Source organism: Mucilaginibacter sp. GW822-FHT03E02 (assembly GCF_058801545.1).
This window is the reverse complement of record NZ_JBXANJ010000002.1, coordinates 512,765-531,037: the sequence shown is the minus strand read 5'-3', so window position 1 is coordinate 531,037 and position 18,273 is coordinate 512,765. Positions and strand designations below refer to the sequence as shown.

13 protein-coding genes are annotated in these 18,273 nt (G+C 42.6%); 9 read left to right on the top strand and 4 right to left on the bottom strand.

Annotated features, from left to right (window positions below):
- Nucleotides 1-63 precede the first annotated feature (63 nt).
- The 4 genes from AC1RM2_RS28880 to AC1RM2_RS28865 all read left to right on the top strand — a co-directional run bounded on the left by AC1RM2_RS28880 (nucleotide 64) and on the right by AC1RM2_RS28865 (nucleotide 3,454).
- The gene (locus tag AC1RM2_RS28880) at nucleotides 64-1,023 is read left to right on the top strand and encodes a PhoH family protein (protein WP_147060646.1); all 960 of its coding nucleotides are present in this window, start codon (nucleotides 64-66) and stop codon (nucleotides 1,021-1,023) included.
- Between the two features lie 120 nt (nucleotides 1,024-1,143).
- Nucleotides 1,144-2,088 (top strand): phosphoribosylaminoimidazolesuccinocarboxamide synthase, encoded by a 945-nt coding sequence (locus AC1RM2_RS28875; protein WP_492988623.1) that lies wholly within the window; start codon nucleotides 1,144-1,146, stop codon nucleotides 2,086-2,088.
- Nucleotides 2,089-2,140: 52 nt separating this feature from the next.
- Nucleotides 2,141-2,518 (top strand): STAS domain-containing protein, encoded by a 378-nt coding sequence (locus AC1RM2_RS28870; protein ID WP_090650699.1) that lies wholly within the window; start codon nucleotides 2,141-2,143, stop codon nucleotides 2,516-2,518.
- 21 nt (nucleotides 2,519-2,539) lie between these two features.
- Complete coding sequence (locus AC1RM2_RS28865; protein WP_492988622.1) at nucleotides 2,540-3,454, top strand: ribonuclease Z; 915 nt, start codon at nucleotides 2,540-2,542, stop codon at nucleotides 3,452-3,454.
- A gap of 174 nt (nucleotides 3,455-3,628) precedes the next feature.
- On the opposite strand, the gene AC1RM2_RS28860 is transcribed toward AC1RM2_RS28865, so the two are convergent.
- On the bottom strand, nucleotides 3,629-4,573 hold the full coding sequence (locus AC1RM2_RS28860) for an MlaD family protein (RefSeq protein WP_492988621.1): 945 nt from the start codon (nucleotides 4,571-4,573) through the stop codon (nucleotides 3,629-3,631).
- 137 nt (nucleotides 4,574-4,710) lie between these two features.
- On the bottom strand, nucleotides 4,711-5,613 hold the full coding sequence (locus tag AC1RM2_RS28855; protein ID WP_492988620.1) for an N-acetylmuramoyl-L-alanine amidase family protein: 903 nt from the start codon (nucleotides 5,611-5,613) through the stop codon (nucleotides 4,711-4,713).
- Nucleotides 5,614-5,665: 52 nt separating this feature from the next.
- On the opposite strand from AC1RM2_RS28855, the gene AC1RM2_RS28850 reads away from it, so the two are divergent.
- From AC1RM2_RS28850 to AC1RM2_RS28835, 4 genes are all read left to right on the top strand, one after another.
- Nucleotides 5,666-8,515, top strand: a complete 2,850-nt coding sequence (locus AC1RM2_RS28850; protein WP_492988619.1) for a putative LPS assembly protein LptD — start codon at nucleotides 5,666-5,668, stop codon at nucleotides 8,513-8,515.
- Between the two features lie 5 nt (nucleotides 8,516-8,520).
- On the top strand, nucleotides 8,521-9,768 hold the full coding sequence (locus AC1RM2_RS28845; RefSeq protein WP_492988618.1) for a competence/damage-inducible protein A: 1,248 nt from the start codon (nucleotides 8,521-8,523) through the stop codon (nucleotides 9,766-9,768).
- 44 nt (nucleotides 9,769-9,812) lie between these two features.
- Nucleotides 9,813-11,546, top strand: coding sequence for a dihydrolipoamide acetyltransferase family protein (locus tag AC1RM2_RS28840; RefSeq protein ID WP_492988617.1), 1,734 nt, complete (start codon nucleotides 9,813-9,815; stop codon nucleotides 11,544-11,546).
- A 201-nt stretch (nucleotides 11,547-11,747) separates the two neighbouring features.
- On the top strand, nucleotides 11,748-13,229 hold the full coding sequence (locus AC1RM2_RS28835) for a serine hydrolase domain-containing protein (RefSeq protein ID WP_492988616.1): 1,482 nt from the start codon (nucleotides 11,748-11,750) through the stop codon (nucleotides 13,227-13,229).
- A gap of 146 nt (nucleotides 13,230-13,375) precedes the next feature.
- Here the strand turns inward: AC1RM2_RS28835 and AC1RM2_RS28830 are convergent, their stop codons facing one another.
- On the bottom strand, nucleotides 13,376-16,204 hold the full coding sequence (locus AC1RM2_RS28830) for a S9 family peptidase (RefSeq protein WP_492988615.1): 2,829 nt from the start codon (nucleotides 16,202-16,204) through the stop codon (nucleotides 13,376-13,378).
- Between the two features lie 132 nt (nucleotides 16,205-16,336).
- On the opposite strand from AC1RM2_RS28830, the gene AC1RM2_RS28825 reads away from it, so the two are divergent.
- The gene (locus AC1RM2_RS28825) at nucleotides 16,337-16,840 is read left to right on the top strand and encodes a hypothetical protein (protein ID WP_492988614.1); all 504 of its coding nucleotides are present in this window, start codon (nucleotides 16,337-16,339) and stop codon (nucleotides 16,838-16,840) included.
- Between the two features lie 3 nt (nucleotides 16,841-16,843).
- On the opposite strand, the gene AC1RM2_RS28820 is transcribed toward AC1RM2_RS28825, so the two are convergent.
- Nucleotides 16,844-18,220 (bottom strand): aspartate kinase, encoded by a 1,377-nt coding sequence (locus AC1RM2_RS28820; protein WP_492988613.1) that lies wholly within the window; start codon nucleotides 18,218-18,220, stop codon nucleotides 16,844-16,846.
- Between the last annotated feature and the right edge of the window lie 53 nt (nucleotides 18,221-18,273).

Genomic DNA, 18,273 nt, shown 5'->3' with positions numbered 1-18,273 from the left:
TTTGAAGCTACAAATATTCAATTTTTAATTCATAAAAATCCGTAACTAAAAAATCAATTAGTATTGAACGAACTTAAGCTATCAATTGAAAACGTAAATCCAGCCGTATTGTGGGGGCCAAATAATGATCATTTTGAGATCATTAAGAAACAATATCCCAAGCTTAAAATTGTTGCACGAGGCAGCGAAGTAAAAGTTTTGGGTGATGATCACGAACTCAATGTTTTCCAGGAAAAATTCTCGCACCTGCTTGCTCATGTTGAAAAATTCGAGAACCTGAACATTACCGATCTTGAACGTATTTTAGGATCAAAAGTATCTTCAAATTCATCGTCGGAACCTGTAACTGATAAATTTGCCAGTGGCGAAGTTATCGTTTTTGGCCCGAATGGTGTAATGGTGAAAGCCCGTACCGCCAACCAGCGCAAGATGGTTGATAGCATAAACCAAAGCGACATTTTGTTTGCTATTGGCCCTGCAGGTACCGGTAAAACCTATACCGCGGTTGCATTGGCAGTACGTGCGTTAAAGAACAAAGAAATTAAACGCATTATTTTAACCCGCCCGGCGGTTGAAGCGGGGGAGAACCTTGGCTTTTTGCCCGGCGATTTAAAAGAAAAGATTGACCCGTACCTGAGGCCATTGTACGATGCGCTTGACGACATGATCCCGGCAGAGAAATTGAAATTTTACCTGGAGAACCGTACCATCGAGATTGCACCGCTGGCATTTATGCGTGGCCGTACTCTGGATAATTGCTTTGTAATATTGGACGAGGCCCAAAACGCTACCGATATGCAGTTAAAGATGTTCCTGACGCGTATGGGACCATCGGCAAAATTTATTGTTACCGGCGACGTAACGCAGATAGATTTGCCAAAAAAACAGCAATCTGGCCTGCACACCGCCCTGCGCATATTAACAGATATAAAAGGAATAGAAATAGTATACCTAAGCGGTGAAGACGTTGTACGCCATAAACTGGTACGCAAAATTTTGGCAGCCTACGGGGATATACAGTAAGACGGTAGTAGTAAGTATCAAGTAGTAAGTATCAAGATGCATTGCATATTTGATACTGTTGTATTCTCTTAATTTAAGCAAATACTTACTACTTGATACTTACTACTTGATACTAAAATTATGAATGCAATAAAAGAAACACATTTTAACTTTCCGGGCCAGACGGGCTTTTATAAGGGAAAGGTACGTGATGTATATACGATAGATAATAAGTACCTGGCCATGGTGGTATCCGACAGGATCTCGGCCTTTGACGTGGTATTACCCGAGGCTATCCCTTACAAGGGGCAGGTGCTTAACCAGATAGCCGCCCGTTTTTTAAAGGCTACCAGCGATATTGTACCCAACTGGGTTATATCCGTGCCCGATCCAAGCGTTACCATTGGCCGCATTTGCGAGCCTTTTAAGGTGGAGATGGTGATAAGGGGATATTTGGCAGGCCACGCTGCACGTGAATACGCGGCCGGCCGCAGGCAGGTTTGCGGTGAAGCGCTGCCCGAAGGTTTAAAGGAAAACGATATCCTGCCCGAGCCAATAATTACACCCACTACCAAAGCATCGGTAGGGCATGATGAAGATATTTCAAAAGGAGATATCCTGGCGAAAGGCATTGTACCTGCCGAAGACTACGCACAACTGGAGGCATATACCAAAGCCTTATTTGAACGAGGTACCGAAATTGCTGCCGGGCAAGGCCTGATATTGGTTGATACCAAATATGAATTTGGTAAGGTTGATGGCGTTATTTATTTAATAGATGAAATTCATACCCCCGATTCATCAAGGTATTTTTATAAAGATGGGTATGAGGAGCGCCAGCAAAAAGGCGAGCCACAAAAACAGCTCTCGAAAGAGTTTGTACGCAAATGGCTGATTGAAAACGGTTTCCAGGGAAAGGAAGGACAGGTTGTTCCTTTAATGACAGAAGAGATAGTTACATCGATATCTGAACGGTATATTGAACTTTATGAAAAGATTATAGGTGAACCGTTTGTAAAATCGGATACCGAAAGTGTGTTAAACAGGGTTGAAACCGCTATAAAGAATGCGCTTAGTATTATGTAATTTTTAATTACACATAAATTAATCATATCTTAGCTTATTAATTTTTATAAGAATGAAATTTGCTGTCGATAAACACGAGAAATACATTTTAGTGAAGCTTAACGAATCAAAATTGAATTCGTTAGTAACGCCTCAATTAAAATCTGAACTGATATTGATCAATACGGAAGGACAAAGAAACATCATTCTTGACCTTTCACAAGTGAAATTTGCCGATTCATCCGGCTTAAGTAGTTTGTTGGTTGGTCACCGTTTGTGCAAAAACGCATCTGGCGTATTTATATTGTGTGGATTAAACGATGCCGTGGCGCGTTTAATCACGATCTCGCAACTGGATAACGTACTTACAGTTGTACCTACTGCCGAAGAAGGTGTCGATCTTATTTTTATGGAAGAGATTGAGAAAGAATTGAAAAAAGAATCAAGATAATCCTTACATTGTTATCCCATTATGAAATTTGAGGTAACAATACTTGGAAGCAGTTCGGCAACACCCATTTTTAACAGAAATCCTACAGCACAAGTGCTCAATATCAACGAGCACTTGTACTTAATTGACTGCGGCGAGGGTACCCAGCAGCAAATGCTGCGTTTTGACATTAAAGCCAGCCGGATAGATTATATTTTTATCAGCCACCTGCACGGCGATCATTACCTTGGCCTGGTAGGCCTGCTATCGTCAATGCACCTTAACGGGCGAAAAAAAACGCTTTATCTTTTTGGGCCGCCACATTTAATGGAGATCATTGATCTGCAGTTAAAATATTCAGAAACTACCCTGCATTTTCCCTTAGAGTTTAAACAAACCCATACCCAGCACCCCGAAGTAATTGTAAGCAACAATGATATTATTGTTGAAACAATCCCCCTCAACCACAGGATTGATACCACCGGGTTTATCTTCCGCGAAAAAAAGCGCCTGCGTAAACTACGCAAGGAAGTGATTGAGCAACTGCAAATCCCGGTGCCTTACTTTACGGCGTTAAAAAAAGGGGCCGATTATATCGCGCCAAACGGGCAGGTTTACAAAAATGACGATTTGACTATCGATTCGGATCAGCCTAAATCATATGCCTACTGCTCTGATACGCTTTACGGCGAGCAGTATTTTGAACAAATAGCCAATGCCACGCTGCTTTACCACGAAGCCACATTTTTAAATGAAATGCTTGACAGGGCTAACGATACCTTCCATACAACGGCATTACAGGCCGGGGATGTGGCGCTAAAAACAAACGCGAAAAGATTACTGATTGGCCACTTTTCTGCCCGTTATAAAACCCTCAACGAGTTGCTGGATGAAGCTAAAAGTGTATTCCCTGCAACTGAACTGGCTGTTGAGGGGCGGACTTTTTATATTGAATAATGCCTGTGGATGTGCAGATTTCAAATGTGCAGATTTTAGATGTTTGATGACTTTTTAATGTTTTTAGAATTCAGAATCAAGGTATTCAGAATGAAAGAAGCCGGTGACTATTAATGATCGCCGGCTTTTTTGCGCTTGTCTTAATTCTTGATTCTTAACTCTTGATTCTTCCCCTTAGTCTTTTTTACCACCAAATACCGAGAAGCTTACATAGCGTTTAGGATGTGCTTTTAAATCGAGCAACAGGTTGTTGAGGCTGTTGGTGGCTGCATCCATGTTTTTGTATACTTTATCGTCATTCATTAATAAGCCTAAAGTTCCTTTGGTGGAGTTGATATTGGCAATGGTAGCCTGTAAATCGGCCATGGCTTTGTTGGCATTATCCAACGTGTTTTTGATGTTTGATGCCGCTATGTCGTTACTGACTTTTTCGAAATTGACAGCCATGCCGTTGATGTGCCCTGTACTGGTTTTTAAGTTAGACGATACTACTTCAGCATTTGATAGTATTACGTCGATATGCTTGGTTTGCGTGCCTACAAGGTTATCTATCTTTTTGGTAACACCCTCCAGGGTTTGCAACGAATTGGCAATGCTCATAAAACTGCGGTCAACATTCTTCTGAAAGTTTGGGTTCAGGATCTTGTTAATGGCAGCTAATGACGAATCGAGTTTGTTGATCAGCATTTCTGCTTTCTTTTGTATGGGTTGCAGGCTTTCGGCCAGGCTTCCCTGAATATCGGCCTTCAAAGTATCTTTGTTTTCGGCAAGTATTTTACTATTGCCCAGTTCAAAAACAATGGCTTTACTACCTAACAGATCGGTACTTTCCAGTTTGGCCAGGGTGTTGTTAGGTACATCGTATTTCTCTTCAATCTTAAATTCAACAATAGTGCGGCCATCCGGTTGAAGCTCCATTTTAGATATACGGCCAATCTGGAAACCATTTACCAGTACTGGCTTTGATACCCCCAATCCTTCAACGCTATTATAAACGGCGTAAAACTTATTCGACCCCGAAAATACATCGTTACCTTTTAAAAAGCTGTATCCTAAAACAAGTATGGTGATTGCAATTACTGTAAGGGCGCCTATTTTTGTTTCGTTTGAAATTTTCATTCAGTAGTGTGATTATGTTTAAATGTTTTTTTGCAGGCAATGGCTGCGGCACAGGTGATGTTATATGCAATATACGTTTGAAAGATCGATTAAGTTTTGGCAGTAAACGTGAAGAATGTCATTTTATTACTTGCTTGTTACTGCGATACATGTTCAACCTCGTTTTTATAATTTAATAGCGCACGAACTATTGAACTTACAATTTCATTTTGCCCCTCTTCCGAGTTCAGGTAAGCTTCATCTGTTGGGTTATTAATATAACCGGTTTCAACCAAAACAGAAGGCATTGCTGTATGGCATAATACGTAAATACCTTGTTCCCGTAAACCTTCGCTCGTCCGCCCGTCGGTTTCAGTAAATTCATTGTTAATTAACGTAGCCAGCTTAATGCTCTGCTGTCTGAATTTTCTTTTATACTCGTTGGTCAAAATAATAGTAATCGGGTCATCCGGGTCTAAACCGGCGTCCATTCCAGAGTCTTCTTCTACCTGGTTGTGTACTATGGTTCGTTCCTCTTCCTTTGACCGGTGCAACCCGTAAACCAATAACAATACACCCTTGCCCGAACGATCGGGTACGGTTACCGTACGATAAACCGGCTTGTGGTGTTTTGTGCCTACTTGTTCTCGCACACGTCTGTCAGATAGTGAGTTGCAGTGGATGGATACAAAAACATTGCCTTTGTTTTCGTTGGCTATTTCTGCACGGCGTTCAAAGGATACGTCATCCTCTGTCGACCGGGTTAAAACAGCCTTTACTCCGGCCATATCTTTTTCTATAGCGGCCTGCAATTTTAAAGCAATGGCAAGCGTTACATTTCTTTCTGAAGAAAAACTTCCTGATGCACCATGCGAAAAATGCCCCGTCCCGGTGGGCTTACCGCCATGACCTGCGTCAACGATAATAGTTTTTATTTTGAAACCCGAATTAACAACCGTATCTGTTTTGATTAGGCCGTAAGAAATAAGTGGGAACGATGAAAGGAGTACCAACAATACCGATAAACTATAAATCAATCTTTTCAATGCCCTATTTTTCATTATTTTTGAACGCTGTTAACTATATCTGCAAAAATACTATTCATAATCAATTTTGAAATTCATAACTCTTTTTTTTCTGCTTGCAATTATTTTAACGGTAAATGTACTGGTTGCCGAAAGCAAAGGTACATATAACAGGCATAGCCGCAAGGCCGTCGCAGATACGATCATTAAACTCGATACCACTAAGGCAAGAGACAGGAAACTTCTTAAAGTTAAGAAATCTAAGCAAAATAAGCCAAATCTAAATGCAGATGGGCAGGGTGTAAGCAGTACTTATAACATTACGCCCGCTGTGGATACTGTTATTAAGACAGATACTAACAAAAATAGAACGATCCAGGCTAAGCCAACTATTCCGGGGAAACCCCAAACCAAGTTGCCCGAAACAGATACAACAAAAAAGAAAGAGGGCATTCAATCTGAAGTTAAAGCGGTGGCCGAGGACTCGACCGTTGTTGATAATGAGCATAATATTTTATACCTGTATGGGCGCGCCAGGGTAACTTATGAGGATTTTGAGTTAGATGCCGATTATATCCGGGTCGACCAAAAAAATCACCTCATATTTGCCAGCGGCAGTATCGACCCGCGCACCAAACGGTATATCGGGAGGCCCTTATCAAAATCAAAAAGCGAAAAACCAATAGCATCCGACTCGCTGCTGTTTAATTATACTACCAAAAAAGGAAAGCTCTATAACCCGGCATCTGAGCAGGAAGGCAATTTTATATCGGGCGGCCAGGCAAAAAAACTTAACGAAACAGAAGTAGCTTACCGCAACGTAATTTTTAGCACCTGCGATTTGCCTTATCCCGATACGCACTTTGGTATAGTAATTACCAAAGGTATCGGCGAAAAAAACAGGATTATTTCTGGCCCGGCGTATCTCGAAATTGAAGGGGTTCCATTACCGCTTGCTATTCCATTCGGCTTTTTTCCCAAGCCCGATTCGCGAACATCGGGGGTTATACTGCCAACTTTTGGCGAAGATGCAAAGTTGGGCTTTAAATTAGCCGGCTTTGGTTATTACCTGGGGTTAAGCGATTATGTGGATTTAACTACCACCGGTACCATATACTCCAAAGGGTCATACGAGATAAATTCTACGGCACGTTATCTTGTGCGTTATAAATATACGGGCAACCTGTCCTTAAGTTACGGATCGCATAATTACGGTTTGCCGGGCGATCCTGCAGTAAAAGATATCCATATCGACTGGACACACTCACAGGACCCGAGTGCAAATCCAGGCTCAACATTTAGTGCGTCGGTAAATGCCGGTACCTCCGGTTATTTTTCGCGTAATCCATCAACATCAAATTATAACGTGGTTACCGCTGCGCAGAGTAGTTTACGGTCAAGTATCTCTTATGGTAAAACCTGGGCCGGTACACCATTTAATTTAAGTGTGGGTATTGGCCACAGCCAGGATATAGCTAATAAAACAATTACCATTGAGTTGCCAACCATTGCTTTTGGTATGTCGTCAATTAATCCTTTTGATTCAAAAGACAGGGTTGGCGAGCAAAAATGGTATCAAAAAATAACGGTGAGTTATAACCTGAATGCTACCAATAAAGTAAACAGCATTCCCGAATCTGAACTTTTTAAAAGTACGATTACCCGCCGCCTTCAAAACGGTTTTCAACACCAGATACCGGTAAGTTTGGGTTTAAATGTGCTCAAGTACTTTCAGTTTAATAGCAGCGTGAATTATACGGAGCGCTGGTATTTTCAATCGGTAAACAAACATTTTGAGCGCGGAAGTATCAGCAGTTCTGATCAATTATTGGTTGATACTTTGCAAGGTTTTAAACGTGCCGGTAATTATAGTTTAAGTACGGGCCTATCAACCAAATTATACGGTACGTTAAATTTTAAAGGGAATTTAAAAGCTATAAGGCACGTAATGACCCCGTCTATCGGGTTTGGCTACACACCAGATTTTAGCGATCCCAGCTACGGGTATTATAAAACCGCGGTAAGCCAGGCAAGTGTACCTTATCCTTATACCTACCAAAAGTATTCAATTTTCGAAAACGGGGTATATGGCTATCCGTCGGCAGGCAAGCAGGCCGGTATCAGTTTTGCGCTGGATAATACCATCGAAGCTAAGCTAAAACCCAAAAGTACCGATACATCGGCTACCGAGAGGAAGATCACCTTATTGCAGGGTTTATCGTTTTCGAGCTTCTACAATTTTGCTGCCGACTCCATGAAACTGGCTAATATTCAGTTTTCGGGGCACACGGCTATTTTTAAGCAAAAGGTAAATATCAGTTTCAGCGGCTCGTTTGACCCTTACGTTACCGCTGTGCATGATTCTATCGCCAATAACACTATTGTACGTACCAGCCAGCGGATTAACAAGTTCAGGTGGTCAAACGGGCAGTTTCCACTGCTGAACCAACTGAGTATATCCATGAGCGGAAGTTTAAATTCTACATCAGCCAAAGCGCCGGGCACGCCTAATGTAAATACCTTGCAAGGGGCGGGAGCCCCACAGCTGCAACGCCTGGCACTGGTAAACAGCGACCCTAATTCATATGTGGATTTTAATGTGCCCTGGAATATCTCTTTAAATTATAGCTACAGTTACAGCAATTATCTTAACCAGGTATCTACCAGTAATACACTCATGATAAGCGGGGATTTGAGCATTACCCAGAAATGGAAAATACAATATTCAACCAACTACGATTTTAAGGCGATGAAACTGGCCAGTGCTACTTCATTTTCCATTTATCGCGACCTGCATTGCTGGGATCTCTCGTTTCAATGGGTACCCTTTGGCTATTTAAAATCATATAATGTTACATTAAAGGTAAAATCGACTATTTTGCAGGACTTAAAACTGAGTAAAAGAAACGATTATTCAAGTAGCAGAACTTTTTATTAATTACTATGCTGGCAGAGATCATAACCATTGGCGACGAAATACTGATAGGACAAATTGTTGATACCAATTCGGCCTGGATGGCTAAGGAGCTAAATAAAATAGGGGTAAGGGTAAAACAAATCTCGTCTGTATCTGATGACAGGGAACATATCCTGAAGGCATTGGCCGAAGCCGCGGGCCGCGCTAAGGTTATTTTTATAACCGGGGGATTGGGCCCGACAAAAGACGATATCACCAAAAAAACATTAGCCGAATACTTTGGCGTTGGTATGATGGAAGATAAAGACGCATTGGAAAATGTGGCGCGTATTTTTGCTAAATATAACCGGCCATTACTTGAAGTAAACAGGTTACAGGCACAAGTACCGGCAAATTGCGAGATCATATTAAACAAAAACGGTACAGCGCCAGGTATGTGGTTTAATCATGATGGGGTGATATATGTATCGATGCCGGGGGTTCCGTTCGAGATGATGTATATGATGGAAGATGGCGTAATACCGAAGTTGAAAAATACACTTAAGCTGCCATCCATCATTCATAAAACACTTTTAACAGTTGGAGAAGGCGAATCGTTTTTGGCCGAAAGAATTGCAGATATTGAAGATGCCTTGCCATCGTATATTAAGCTGGCTTATTTACCTAAATTGGGCCAGGTTAGGCTGCGGCTGAGTGCTTTTGGCGACGATGTTGCTTTGATGCAAAAAGGCGTTGATGAATTTGCCGGAAAAATAATTGAGCGTATAGGCCGTGTTTTTGTTGTTGCCGAAGACATCCCTTTAGAAAAAGCGATCCTGAACAAAATGGCCGAAAAAGGGCTTACTTTATCGGTGGCCGAAAGTTGCACTGGTGGGTATCTTTCTCATCTTTTTACCCAGCACGCCGGGTCGTCAAAAGTGTTTTTTGGCGGAGGAATTGTGTATTCGTACGAGTTGAAGGAGCATATTCTTGGGGTAAAACCAGAAACTTTGGCAACTTTTGGCGCCGTAAGCGAGCAAACTGTGAAAGAAATGGTGGAAGGCGCACTATTAAATTTCAAGTCGGATTTTGCCATATCCATAACGGGCATAGCAGGCCCCGATGGGGGCACCGAAGATAAACCTGTTGGTACTGTGTGGATTGCGGTTTCGGGTAAGGGGAAATTGTTAGTAAAGAAATACACATTTGGCAATAAAAGGCAGCAAAACATCGAAAGGAGCGCTGTAACGGCATTGTCGATGTTGAATACTTTACTAACAGATGTTGCAGATTAACCTTCAAAATGCATAATTTTGTGCCTAAAGTATAATTTGTATCTATGGCCAAATATCAACTATTATTGCCAAAAATGGGTGAAAGTGTTGCGGAGGCAACCGTAATCAAATGGAACAAAAATCCAGGAGATCGCGTTGATGCCGACGAAGCAGTAATGGAGATTGCGACTGATAAAGTTGATTCTGATGTACCATCACCCGTTGCCGGTAAATTAATAGAGCAGTTATACCAGGAAAATGATGTAGTGCAGGTAGGGGCGATAATTGCCATTATTGAAACTGATGAACCGGAACAGGCAGCTGCCGGATCTGAGGTAAGCTCAGCGCCCGAAGTTGAAACAACAATTCCTGCTATTGAAGTACCTCACGTAGCAGAATCTGCTCCCATTGAAGAAAGTCAAACTGATTTTAAGGAATATACCCCGTTTAACGAGGTTCGGTATGATGCACCAGCACCTGTGATTGAAAATCACAAGGTTACAGAATATCAACCTGATATTGCGGCACCTGTTGATATCCCGGGAATTTCACAGCTTGAACCTCAGGCACCTTCGCCTTACGATCAGAATTTTAAAGGTGAGGGACGTTTTTACTCGCCTTTGGTCCGTAACATCGCCAGCCAGGAGAATATCAGCATTGACGAACTTGACCGTATCCCCGGTACCGGGTCTGAAGGCCGTTTAACCAAAGATGATCTGTTAAGTTATATTCAATATAAGAATTTGCCACCTGCAGCGCAGAAAGCAGAAGCTCCCGCGCAATCTTTTGCTCCCGCTGAAAGCAATACCCAAAGTGTAATACAACCCGCTGCTGAAGCTTCGGAAACAACCGTTGAGCCAACAAACGCTGTGTTACCTGAAGAAAGTGCGGTAAGCCAACCAGATACTTTAAATGATGTAGTAACTTCCGGCGAGCCGGACACAGTAATTCCAGAGCCTGAACCGGTTAAAGAACATGAAGTAACAGCACCGCCCAAAACAGAACCGGTAGTGGAGCCTGCAAAAGCACCTGAGCCCAAAGCAGAAGCTGCACCGGCAAAACCGACGCCGCCATTAAGCTCGGTTTCGGGTGCCGATGAGATTATAGAAATGGATAGGATGCGCCGCCTGATTGCCGACCATATGGTGATGAGCAAGCAAACCTCGCCGCACGTTACCTCATTTGTTGAGGCTGATGTAACGGGACTGGTTTTATGGCGCGAAAAGGTGAAAGGTAGTTTTGAAAAACGCGAGAACGAAAAAATAACATTTACACCGATATTTATCGAGGCCGTAGTTAAGGCGATCAAAGATTTCCCGATGATCAATGTAACTGTTAATGGTACACAAATTATAAAGAAAGCAGCTATCAATATCAGCATGGCAACCGCCTTGCCAAGTGGTAACCTGATAGTGCCGGTGATTAAAAAAGCCGATGAGTTAAACCTGTTGGGGATTACCAAAGCAGTTAATGACCTGGCCAATCGTGCCCGTACCGGTAAATTATTACCGGACGATGTAAGAGATGGTACATTTACAATAACTAACGTGGGGTCGTTTGGCAATGTGATGGGCACGCCAATTATTAACCAGCCACAGGTAGCTATATTGGCAGTTGGCGCCATTAAGAAAAAACCGGCTGTAATAGAAACTCCACAGGGAGATGTAATAGCCATCCGTCACATGATGTTCCTGTCATTATCATATGACCACAGGGTTGTGGACGGTGCTTTGGGAGGCTCATTTGTGCGCCGCGTAGCAGACTACCTGGAGAAATGGGACGCAAACAGAGAGATATAAACAACTCTTTATATAAAACAACAAAGCCGGACTAAATAGTAATCCGGCTTTATTGTTTATAGTAGCATAGCTCAATTTTTTCAGTTTCGTAAATGAACAGTCACTGTTCGTTTTTAATACAAGGTTATTGTTTGTTGTGTTTGTAATGTATTGATTGTAAGTTAATTGTGTAGCTGGCATAATGATTGGCCTGTTACAGGTATGAAAAAAATATGGCTTTCGCTATCCTTAGCAATCTTCGTATTCACTATTGCCACCGCACAAGACATTGGTTCCATTGCGACTAAGGCTGCCAATAAGTTGTTTGCCGACACCTCGCGGGTTGGACTTTCCATTGGGATTATTAAGGATGCCAGGGTATATACCTATCATTTCGGCACAACCGAAAAGAATAGGGGCTTATTGCCAGCCGGCGAAACGATTTATGAGATAGGCTCGCTAACTAAAACATTTACCGGCCGGCTGCTGGCACAGGCGGTATTGGAAAAACGGGTGAAACTAACTGACGATATCCGGAAGTACCTGCACGGAACTTATCCTAACCTGCAATTTAAGGATAAACCAATTCAATTGATCCACCTGGCGAATTTGACATCCGGTTTGCCCGACAATCTACCCGAGGTGATGCCCCCGTTCGCAACTAAAGATGACAGCGCCCGGCTTTTTGAAGTTCAGCGGTTTCATAATAGTTATACCAAAACGCAATTTTTAGCTGATTTACACGGCGTTAAGTTAAAACGAACTCCTGGCATGTCGCCTGCTCATTCCAACACCGCCGCCGAACTAATGGGCTTCCTGCTGGAAAATATTTATGGGATGAGCTATGAGGTTTTACTGAAAAAGTATATCACAATTCCGCTACAAATGAGCAGTACTTATGTAACAGTACCGAGTGCTAAAACTGGGCTCAGGGCTAAAGGATATAACCGAAAGGGAATTTTAATGCCGATAATTCCGAAGGATGCCGGCAGTGCAGGTGTACTAACTTCGAGTTTGAACGATATGGTGAAATACCTGGGTTACCAATTGGAAGAAAACGACAGCGAGTTGAAATTAAGCCATCAGGTGAGCTGGGGCGATACCGATACTTATGGAATTGCCCTAAACTGGCAAACTAAAACAAATTTTGACGGTGAACGGATGCTTTGGGGATCGGGTGGTACATTCGGGTTCGCGAGTTATATGTTATTTTATCCGGAAAGAAAATTTGGAGTTGTATTGCTGAGCAACGAAAATGACAACAGTGCCGAAGACGCACTATCGGGCCTGGCGCATGATATTTACGATGCTGTTTATTTTACCCAGGTACAACGCGCCGAAGTTGGCTTTGGGTTTTCAAAGTCGTTGAATACATTGTTGGCAGAACTGGACAAAAGAGGATTTGCAAATGCTGTAGAGGTATCCGGAAATCTGAAACAAAACAATACAAGTTTTAAACTCACAGAGGATGAATTGAACAATTTTGGTTACCGCCTGATTGGGCTTGGGCGAAAGCAGGACGCGCTTGAATTATTTAAGCTGAATGTGGCATTGTTTCCGAAAAGTGCGAATACGTACGATAGTCTGGCAGAAACTTATGATGCTTTAGGCGATACAGCTAATGCAGTTAAATATTATAAAAAAGTATTAGAATTAGATCCGGGAAGCCAGAACGCCGCAGCTTACCTGAAAAAGGTGTTTTAATAGCACGATAAATCAATGGGAGGTTATACTATTTGCAGCGGAACACTTTATAAACTAATAAAAGGCTCCCCTTCAGTGGCGATTATTCGCGATTTGTTTTTTAATGGTGCTATTAGGGCTGCGCTGTTTAGAGGGGTCCGAGCTCCCTATTTCACCAGCTCAAAGCCCCAGTCTTTACCTTTATCCACAGCGGGTACACCTTTGGCCATCCAGACAGGCATCGGTGCGCCTTTCAAAAAATGGTCAAAATATTGTTGCTCGCGTATGGTAATATCCTTGCGGTTTTGCCGCTGAACCAGGTTATGTGCTTCGCCGTTATATTGCAGCAGCCAAACCGGTTTGCCCAGGCGGCGCAGGGCTGTAAACATTTCTATCCCCTGGTACCAGGGGACCGCGCCGTCAGCATCGTTACTCATGATCATTACCGGGGTTTGTACTTTGGGTAATTGGAATAATGGCGAGTTCTCGATATACAACTCTGGCTTTTCCCATAATGTAGCACCAATGCGGCTTTGTGTTTTCTCGTATTGAAATTGCCTGTTAACACCCGACTCCCAGCGAATACCGCCGTATGCCGAAGTCATGTTGGCAACCGGGGCACCGGCCCAGGCAGCGGCATACATATTGGTTTGGGTAACCAGGTAAGCCACCTGGTAGCCGCCCCAGCTTTGCCCCTGGATACCTATATGCGCGCCATCAACCCATAAATTCTTTTTCAATGACTCTACCCCCGAGTTGATGAATTCAACTGCCGAAGCGCCGGGACGGCCGGTTTCATAACTGATATCAGGTGCAAAAACCAAATAGCCGTTACTTACAAAAAATGAAATGGGCAGGCGCGACGGTGTAGGCGCTGGAGGCAGGTAATTATACAATCCCTCGGACAGCCTCTCGTAAAAATATACTATCATGGGGTATTTTTTATTAGCGTCGAAATCCTCGGGCTTATATAAAATACCGGTCGACTTATAACCCTTAGGAGTAGTCCAGTGCACCAGTTCGGCCGTTCCCCAGTTGTATTGGGCCTGCTGGGGGTTGATGCTGCTTAGCTTAGCCTCTTTTTTCAGGTCGGTTGACACGTATAAATCAGGCGAAGATTCGTAATTGGCTTTGGTGTAGATGTAAATTGCCGCCTTTTTAGCCCGGGTTAAATCGCCATAGCTGTATTTGCCCCAGGTTACCTTCTCGGGCGGCACTTTACTATCGGGCATTTTTGTAAAGTATCCCCATTGCTTTGTTTCTTCATCTTGTGCCGATAACCACATTGGCTGTTTTGCAGGAATGAATTTTTGTTCTGGATCGGTAATATCGTACCTGATAATGAGTTTATTTTTGCGTCCTATACCATTGGTGAAGTTGGTGGCTTCGCCGGTTGCAGGATCAATGCTCCATATATCGTACCTGTCGTAAATTAATACAGCCTTATCGTCTTTCGTCCAGCCTGCTAAGCCGTAATCCTGGGCATAGTTGGGTACATCATTCAATTCGTCGCCCATTTTTGTGCCGATTGATTTAGTCAGGTTGGTTTTGGCGCCGGTCATAATCTGGTAGCTGTACCACTGCTGATCGGCAAAATTGAACCATACCACAAATTGGCCGTCCGGCGAGATACGATAGCTCGCTTTTACACCTTGGTTTATCAGCCGTTTGTTGCCGCTTTTGGTATCAATTAAAATGGCCTGTTGTTTGGTGTCGCCTTCCCATTGGGATTGTACGCGTGCGCCGGTATCTGTAACCCCTAAAACATAACGCGCGTCCTTATTCTCGGCCACAAAAACTTCGGGGATTGCCTTGCTACCCAATTGCAGCTGTTTGGACGTTGGGTCTTCGGGCCTGATTACAGCCAAATAGCTTCTTTTGAGTTCCTTTTGCAGGTTTTTGAGCTGTTGGGGCTGCAGGTAATCATCTTTATAATTCCAGATATCAAGCCTGGCTACTTCAAAATCAACAATGGTAGTATCGGCCGGTTTGGGGATAGGGGCAGTGCCAAAAAATAGGTTTGTGCCGCTCTTGCTGAAATATATTTTACCATCGCCGCTCACGGTCCATTTATCGGGCATAGTTTCTAATCCTTCGGCGGCTATCACCGTAGCACTGTCGCGGGTTAGGTTGTAATAATAAAGTTTAAACGGTTTTACCAGGGCTTTCTCAGGGCTCTTTTCAGCGGCAAAAGCAATCTGCCTGCCGGCGTCATCAATGGTTATATTGTGGTAATTGCCCCTGCCTTTGCTGATAGCTTTTACAGCATTTTTTTCTACATCAAAAACATAGAGACCAGAGGTAACTTGCTTTTGCTTTGTCGGCGCTGTAACCGCAAAAGCCACCAGCTTACCATTCTTGCTTACCTGGTAATCGGTAACGTATTTAAATGTATGGGTTATAGTACCCGCCAATTGTTTTACTGTAAGGTCGGCACCGTCTTGTGTTGACGGTGCGGTAGTTTCTTTAATAGCTTTTTTGGAGGTGTCGCCGGGCAATGGCTTTTTTATAGTATCAGCAACAGACAGATAGGCGATTACATTGGCGCTCTCGGCTATTTTAAAGTTTCTGACTGAGGGTATTTTGATGATGTTTTGTGTGGAAAGCGAAATAAATCCTAAAGTGTCCTTAGGGAATTCCGACTGTTTTTTCTTCTTGATCTTAGCCTGCCTGATATCTTTAAAAAAAGGCCTAATCTGGAATACAGCGAATTTACCATCGCTGCTGAAACGCGCAGTATCGGCGCGTGGTATTTGCAATTTGGCAGTGTTTTTCGAATCAGTTATCACCATCTGGGCATCGCCTTCCTGCGGTTTCACAACATACATAATCCATTTACCATCATTACTTATCCGCTGGCCAGTTATGCTTTGCCACCCGTCAAAAACAGAATGGTCTAACGGTTTTTTTGAGATTGTTTGAGCGGATAGGCTAACATAGATAGCCGATAAAAGGGTTATTAGTAAAAGTTTACGCATATCAACTTTGTTAACCATTAAATATGCTCAAAATAGCCCGCTTATAAAAATTAGCCACGGGAAAGTTACAATGTAAAGGGAACAAGAGAGGGCTAATCCGAAAAGTAAAAGCTTAGTTACTTTAGGGTAATTTGTTACATTTGATGAAGGATGAAATACTATTTTAAATACGGAAGAACCTTAAAATATAACAGTTTTAGCGTGTTAGTGTGGTTATTCATCTGTTGGAGTCATGTGTTTTGGCCGCGAAGTAGTGAGCATGGGCACTTTTATTTATGGGCCGGTATTTTTTGTGTCATGGGGGCATTCCTGATCATTAAAAGAAATTATAATTTAATCAAACTTGCACTAACTAAACAGGCAATTTTAGAGGTTGATGAGACTTGCATTTTTGATAGGGTAAATAACATGAAATATTATTGGGATGATATCGAAGAAGTAACCGCAATCGACGATATACTTCTTTTATTAATGTACCAACCCCAGGAATACACAGCGAAAATAAGTGCTATAAAGCGATTTCGCATTTACTCTAAAAAGAAAAAGGCCTTTAGGATTGACTTAGATTGTGTTAAGTCGACTCGTAAAGACCTTGTAAATACGCTTGATGATTTTAGCTTAAGGGCTATTGAAATTCAGCAAGCCAAAATATAATCGCTATATCATTGCCTTATTTAGTGCCTTAATAGCTTCGGCGAAATCTTCTCTTGCAACTAAAAATTGGATGTTTACTTTACGCAGCGCAAAGCCGCAGCTTTTAATATTGATGCCTTTTTGCGCCAGTGCCGTTGCCGATTTGGCCAATAAACCAGGTTGATCCATATTGGAACCGATGAGGCATACCATGGCCATTTTTTCGACAGTTACTTTCTCGTAATCATCTTCCAGTTCCTGTATCAGTTTTTTATTGAAATCCTTATCCCATATCACAATAGAGATACTGTTGGCGCTGGTAGCCTTAAAAGTATAGCTTACGCCATATTTATAAAACAGTTGCATGATATGAAAATCGGTACCTACGTTGCCCACCATCGATGGGTCGTATATATCAATCATCATTACGTGCTCGGTGCCGGTAATTACTTCAACCCTTTTTTTATCGCATATGTACTCGCGTGTGATTAGTGTGCCCGGGTGTTCGGGCTGGAAAGTGTTTTTTATTCTCAGATCGATATCATTGATCTCTAATGGTTTGGATGCTTTTGGGTGGATAGCCTCCATGCCCACATCGGCCAATTGGTCGGCCACATCGTAGTTGGTATTGCCCACGGGGAAACAATTTTCAACACCTACCAATTGCGGGTCGGCGGTACATAAATGGTATTCTTTATGGATTATGGCTTCCTGTGGTTTTACTTCAACGGCTATTTTACTAAAAGTAACTTCAGAATAGCCGCGGTCAAACTCGCGCATAATACCTTCGGTGCCTTTGGCATAACCGGTTACGATGGTGATGGTGCCGGCAAAATCTATATGCTGCAGATCCTTCCGGATGCGCTGATCGATAGTTAAGGACCGGTGATCATGGAAGCCGCTCAAATCTACAAAAGTGGCATTGATGCCCATATTTTGTAGGATATTGGCAAAAACAAAGGCCGAATGACTTTCGCCTATCGATGCCAGAATTTCGCGCGCCGCAAGTAAAACATCAGCTTTATTTACATAGCCAGAGGCAAGGATGTTGGCAATATTTTCCAGGTAAGTTTGTGCGTCTTTAAGGCGTTGCTCAATAAAAGCATCGGCCAAGGCAAGGTTTAAGCCAAGCCCTTCATAGTTTTTATTGAGTTGTTTTAGTTTAACAATAAGTTCTTTAAGGGGCTTGTGGAAATCCTTATAAGTTGCCAAACGGTGATAAACACCAGGGGCCTTGGTTTTCTTATTTTCGAGCAGAAGGTTGGTTACCCCCGAAAATGCCGATACTACAAAGATGCGGTTGTAAAGCTGGTCGCCGCTGCGCTCAAACAGGATAATGTTTTTGATCACATCACCCAATGCGGTCATGGATGTACCGCCGATTTTTTCTACTGTTAACATTATTTTAAAACACGAATAGACACGAATTTTGTCGAATTACACGAATAAAAAAC

Bases quoted from the DNA above. Each gene is read 5' to 3' on its own strand.
- AC1RM2_RS28875 (WP_492988623.1), top strand. From the start codon at position 1,144: ATGAATGCAATAAAAGAAACACATTTTAACTTTCCGGGCCAGACGGGC.
- AC1RM2_RS28870 (WP_090650699.1), top strand. From the start codon at position 2,141: ATGAAATTTGCTGTCGATAAACACGAGAAATACATTTTAGTGAAGCTT.
- AC1RM2_RS28865 (WP_492988622.1), top strand. From the start codon at position 2,540: ATGAAATTTGAGGTAACAATACTTGGAAGCAGTTCGGCAACACCCATT.
- AC1RM2_RS28860 (WP_492988621.1), bottom strand. From the start codon at position 4,573: ATGAAAATTTCAAACGAAACAAAAATAGGCGCCCTTACAGTAATTGCA.
- AC1RM2_RS28855 (WP_492988620.1), bottom strand. From the start codon at position 5,613: ATGAAAAATAGGGCATTGAAAAGATTGATTTATAGTTTATCGGTATTG.
- AC1RM2_RS28845 (WP_492988618.1), top strand. From the start codon at position 8,521: ATGCTGGCAGAGATCATAACCATTGGCGACGAAATACTGATAGGACAA.
- AC1RM2_RS28840 (WP_492988617.1), top strand. From the start codon at position 9,813: ATGGCCAAATATCAACTATTATTGCCAAAAATGGGTGAAAGTGTTGCG.
- AC1RM2_RS28835 (WP_492988616.1), top strand. From the start codon at position 11,748: ATGAAAAAAATATGGCTTTCGCTATCCTTAGCAATCTTCGTATTCACT.
- AC1RM2_RS28830 (WP_492988615.1), bottom strand. From the start codon at position 16,204: ATGGTTAACAAAGTTGATATGCGTAAACTTTTACTAATAACCCTTTTA.
- AC1RM2_RS28825 (WP_492988614.1), top strand. From the start codon at position 16,337: ATGAAATACTATTTTAAATACGGAAGAACCTTAAAATATAACAGTTTT.
- AC1RM2_RS28820 (WP_492988613.1), bottom strand. From the start codon at position 18,220: ATGTTAACAGTAGAAAAAATCGGCGGTACATCCATGACCGCATTGGGT.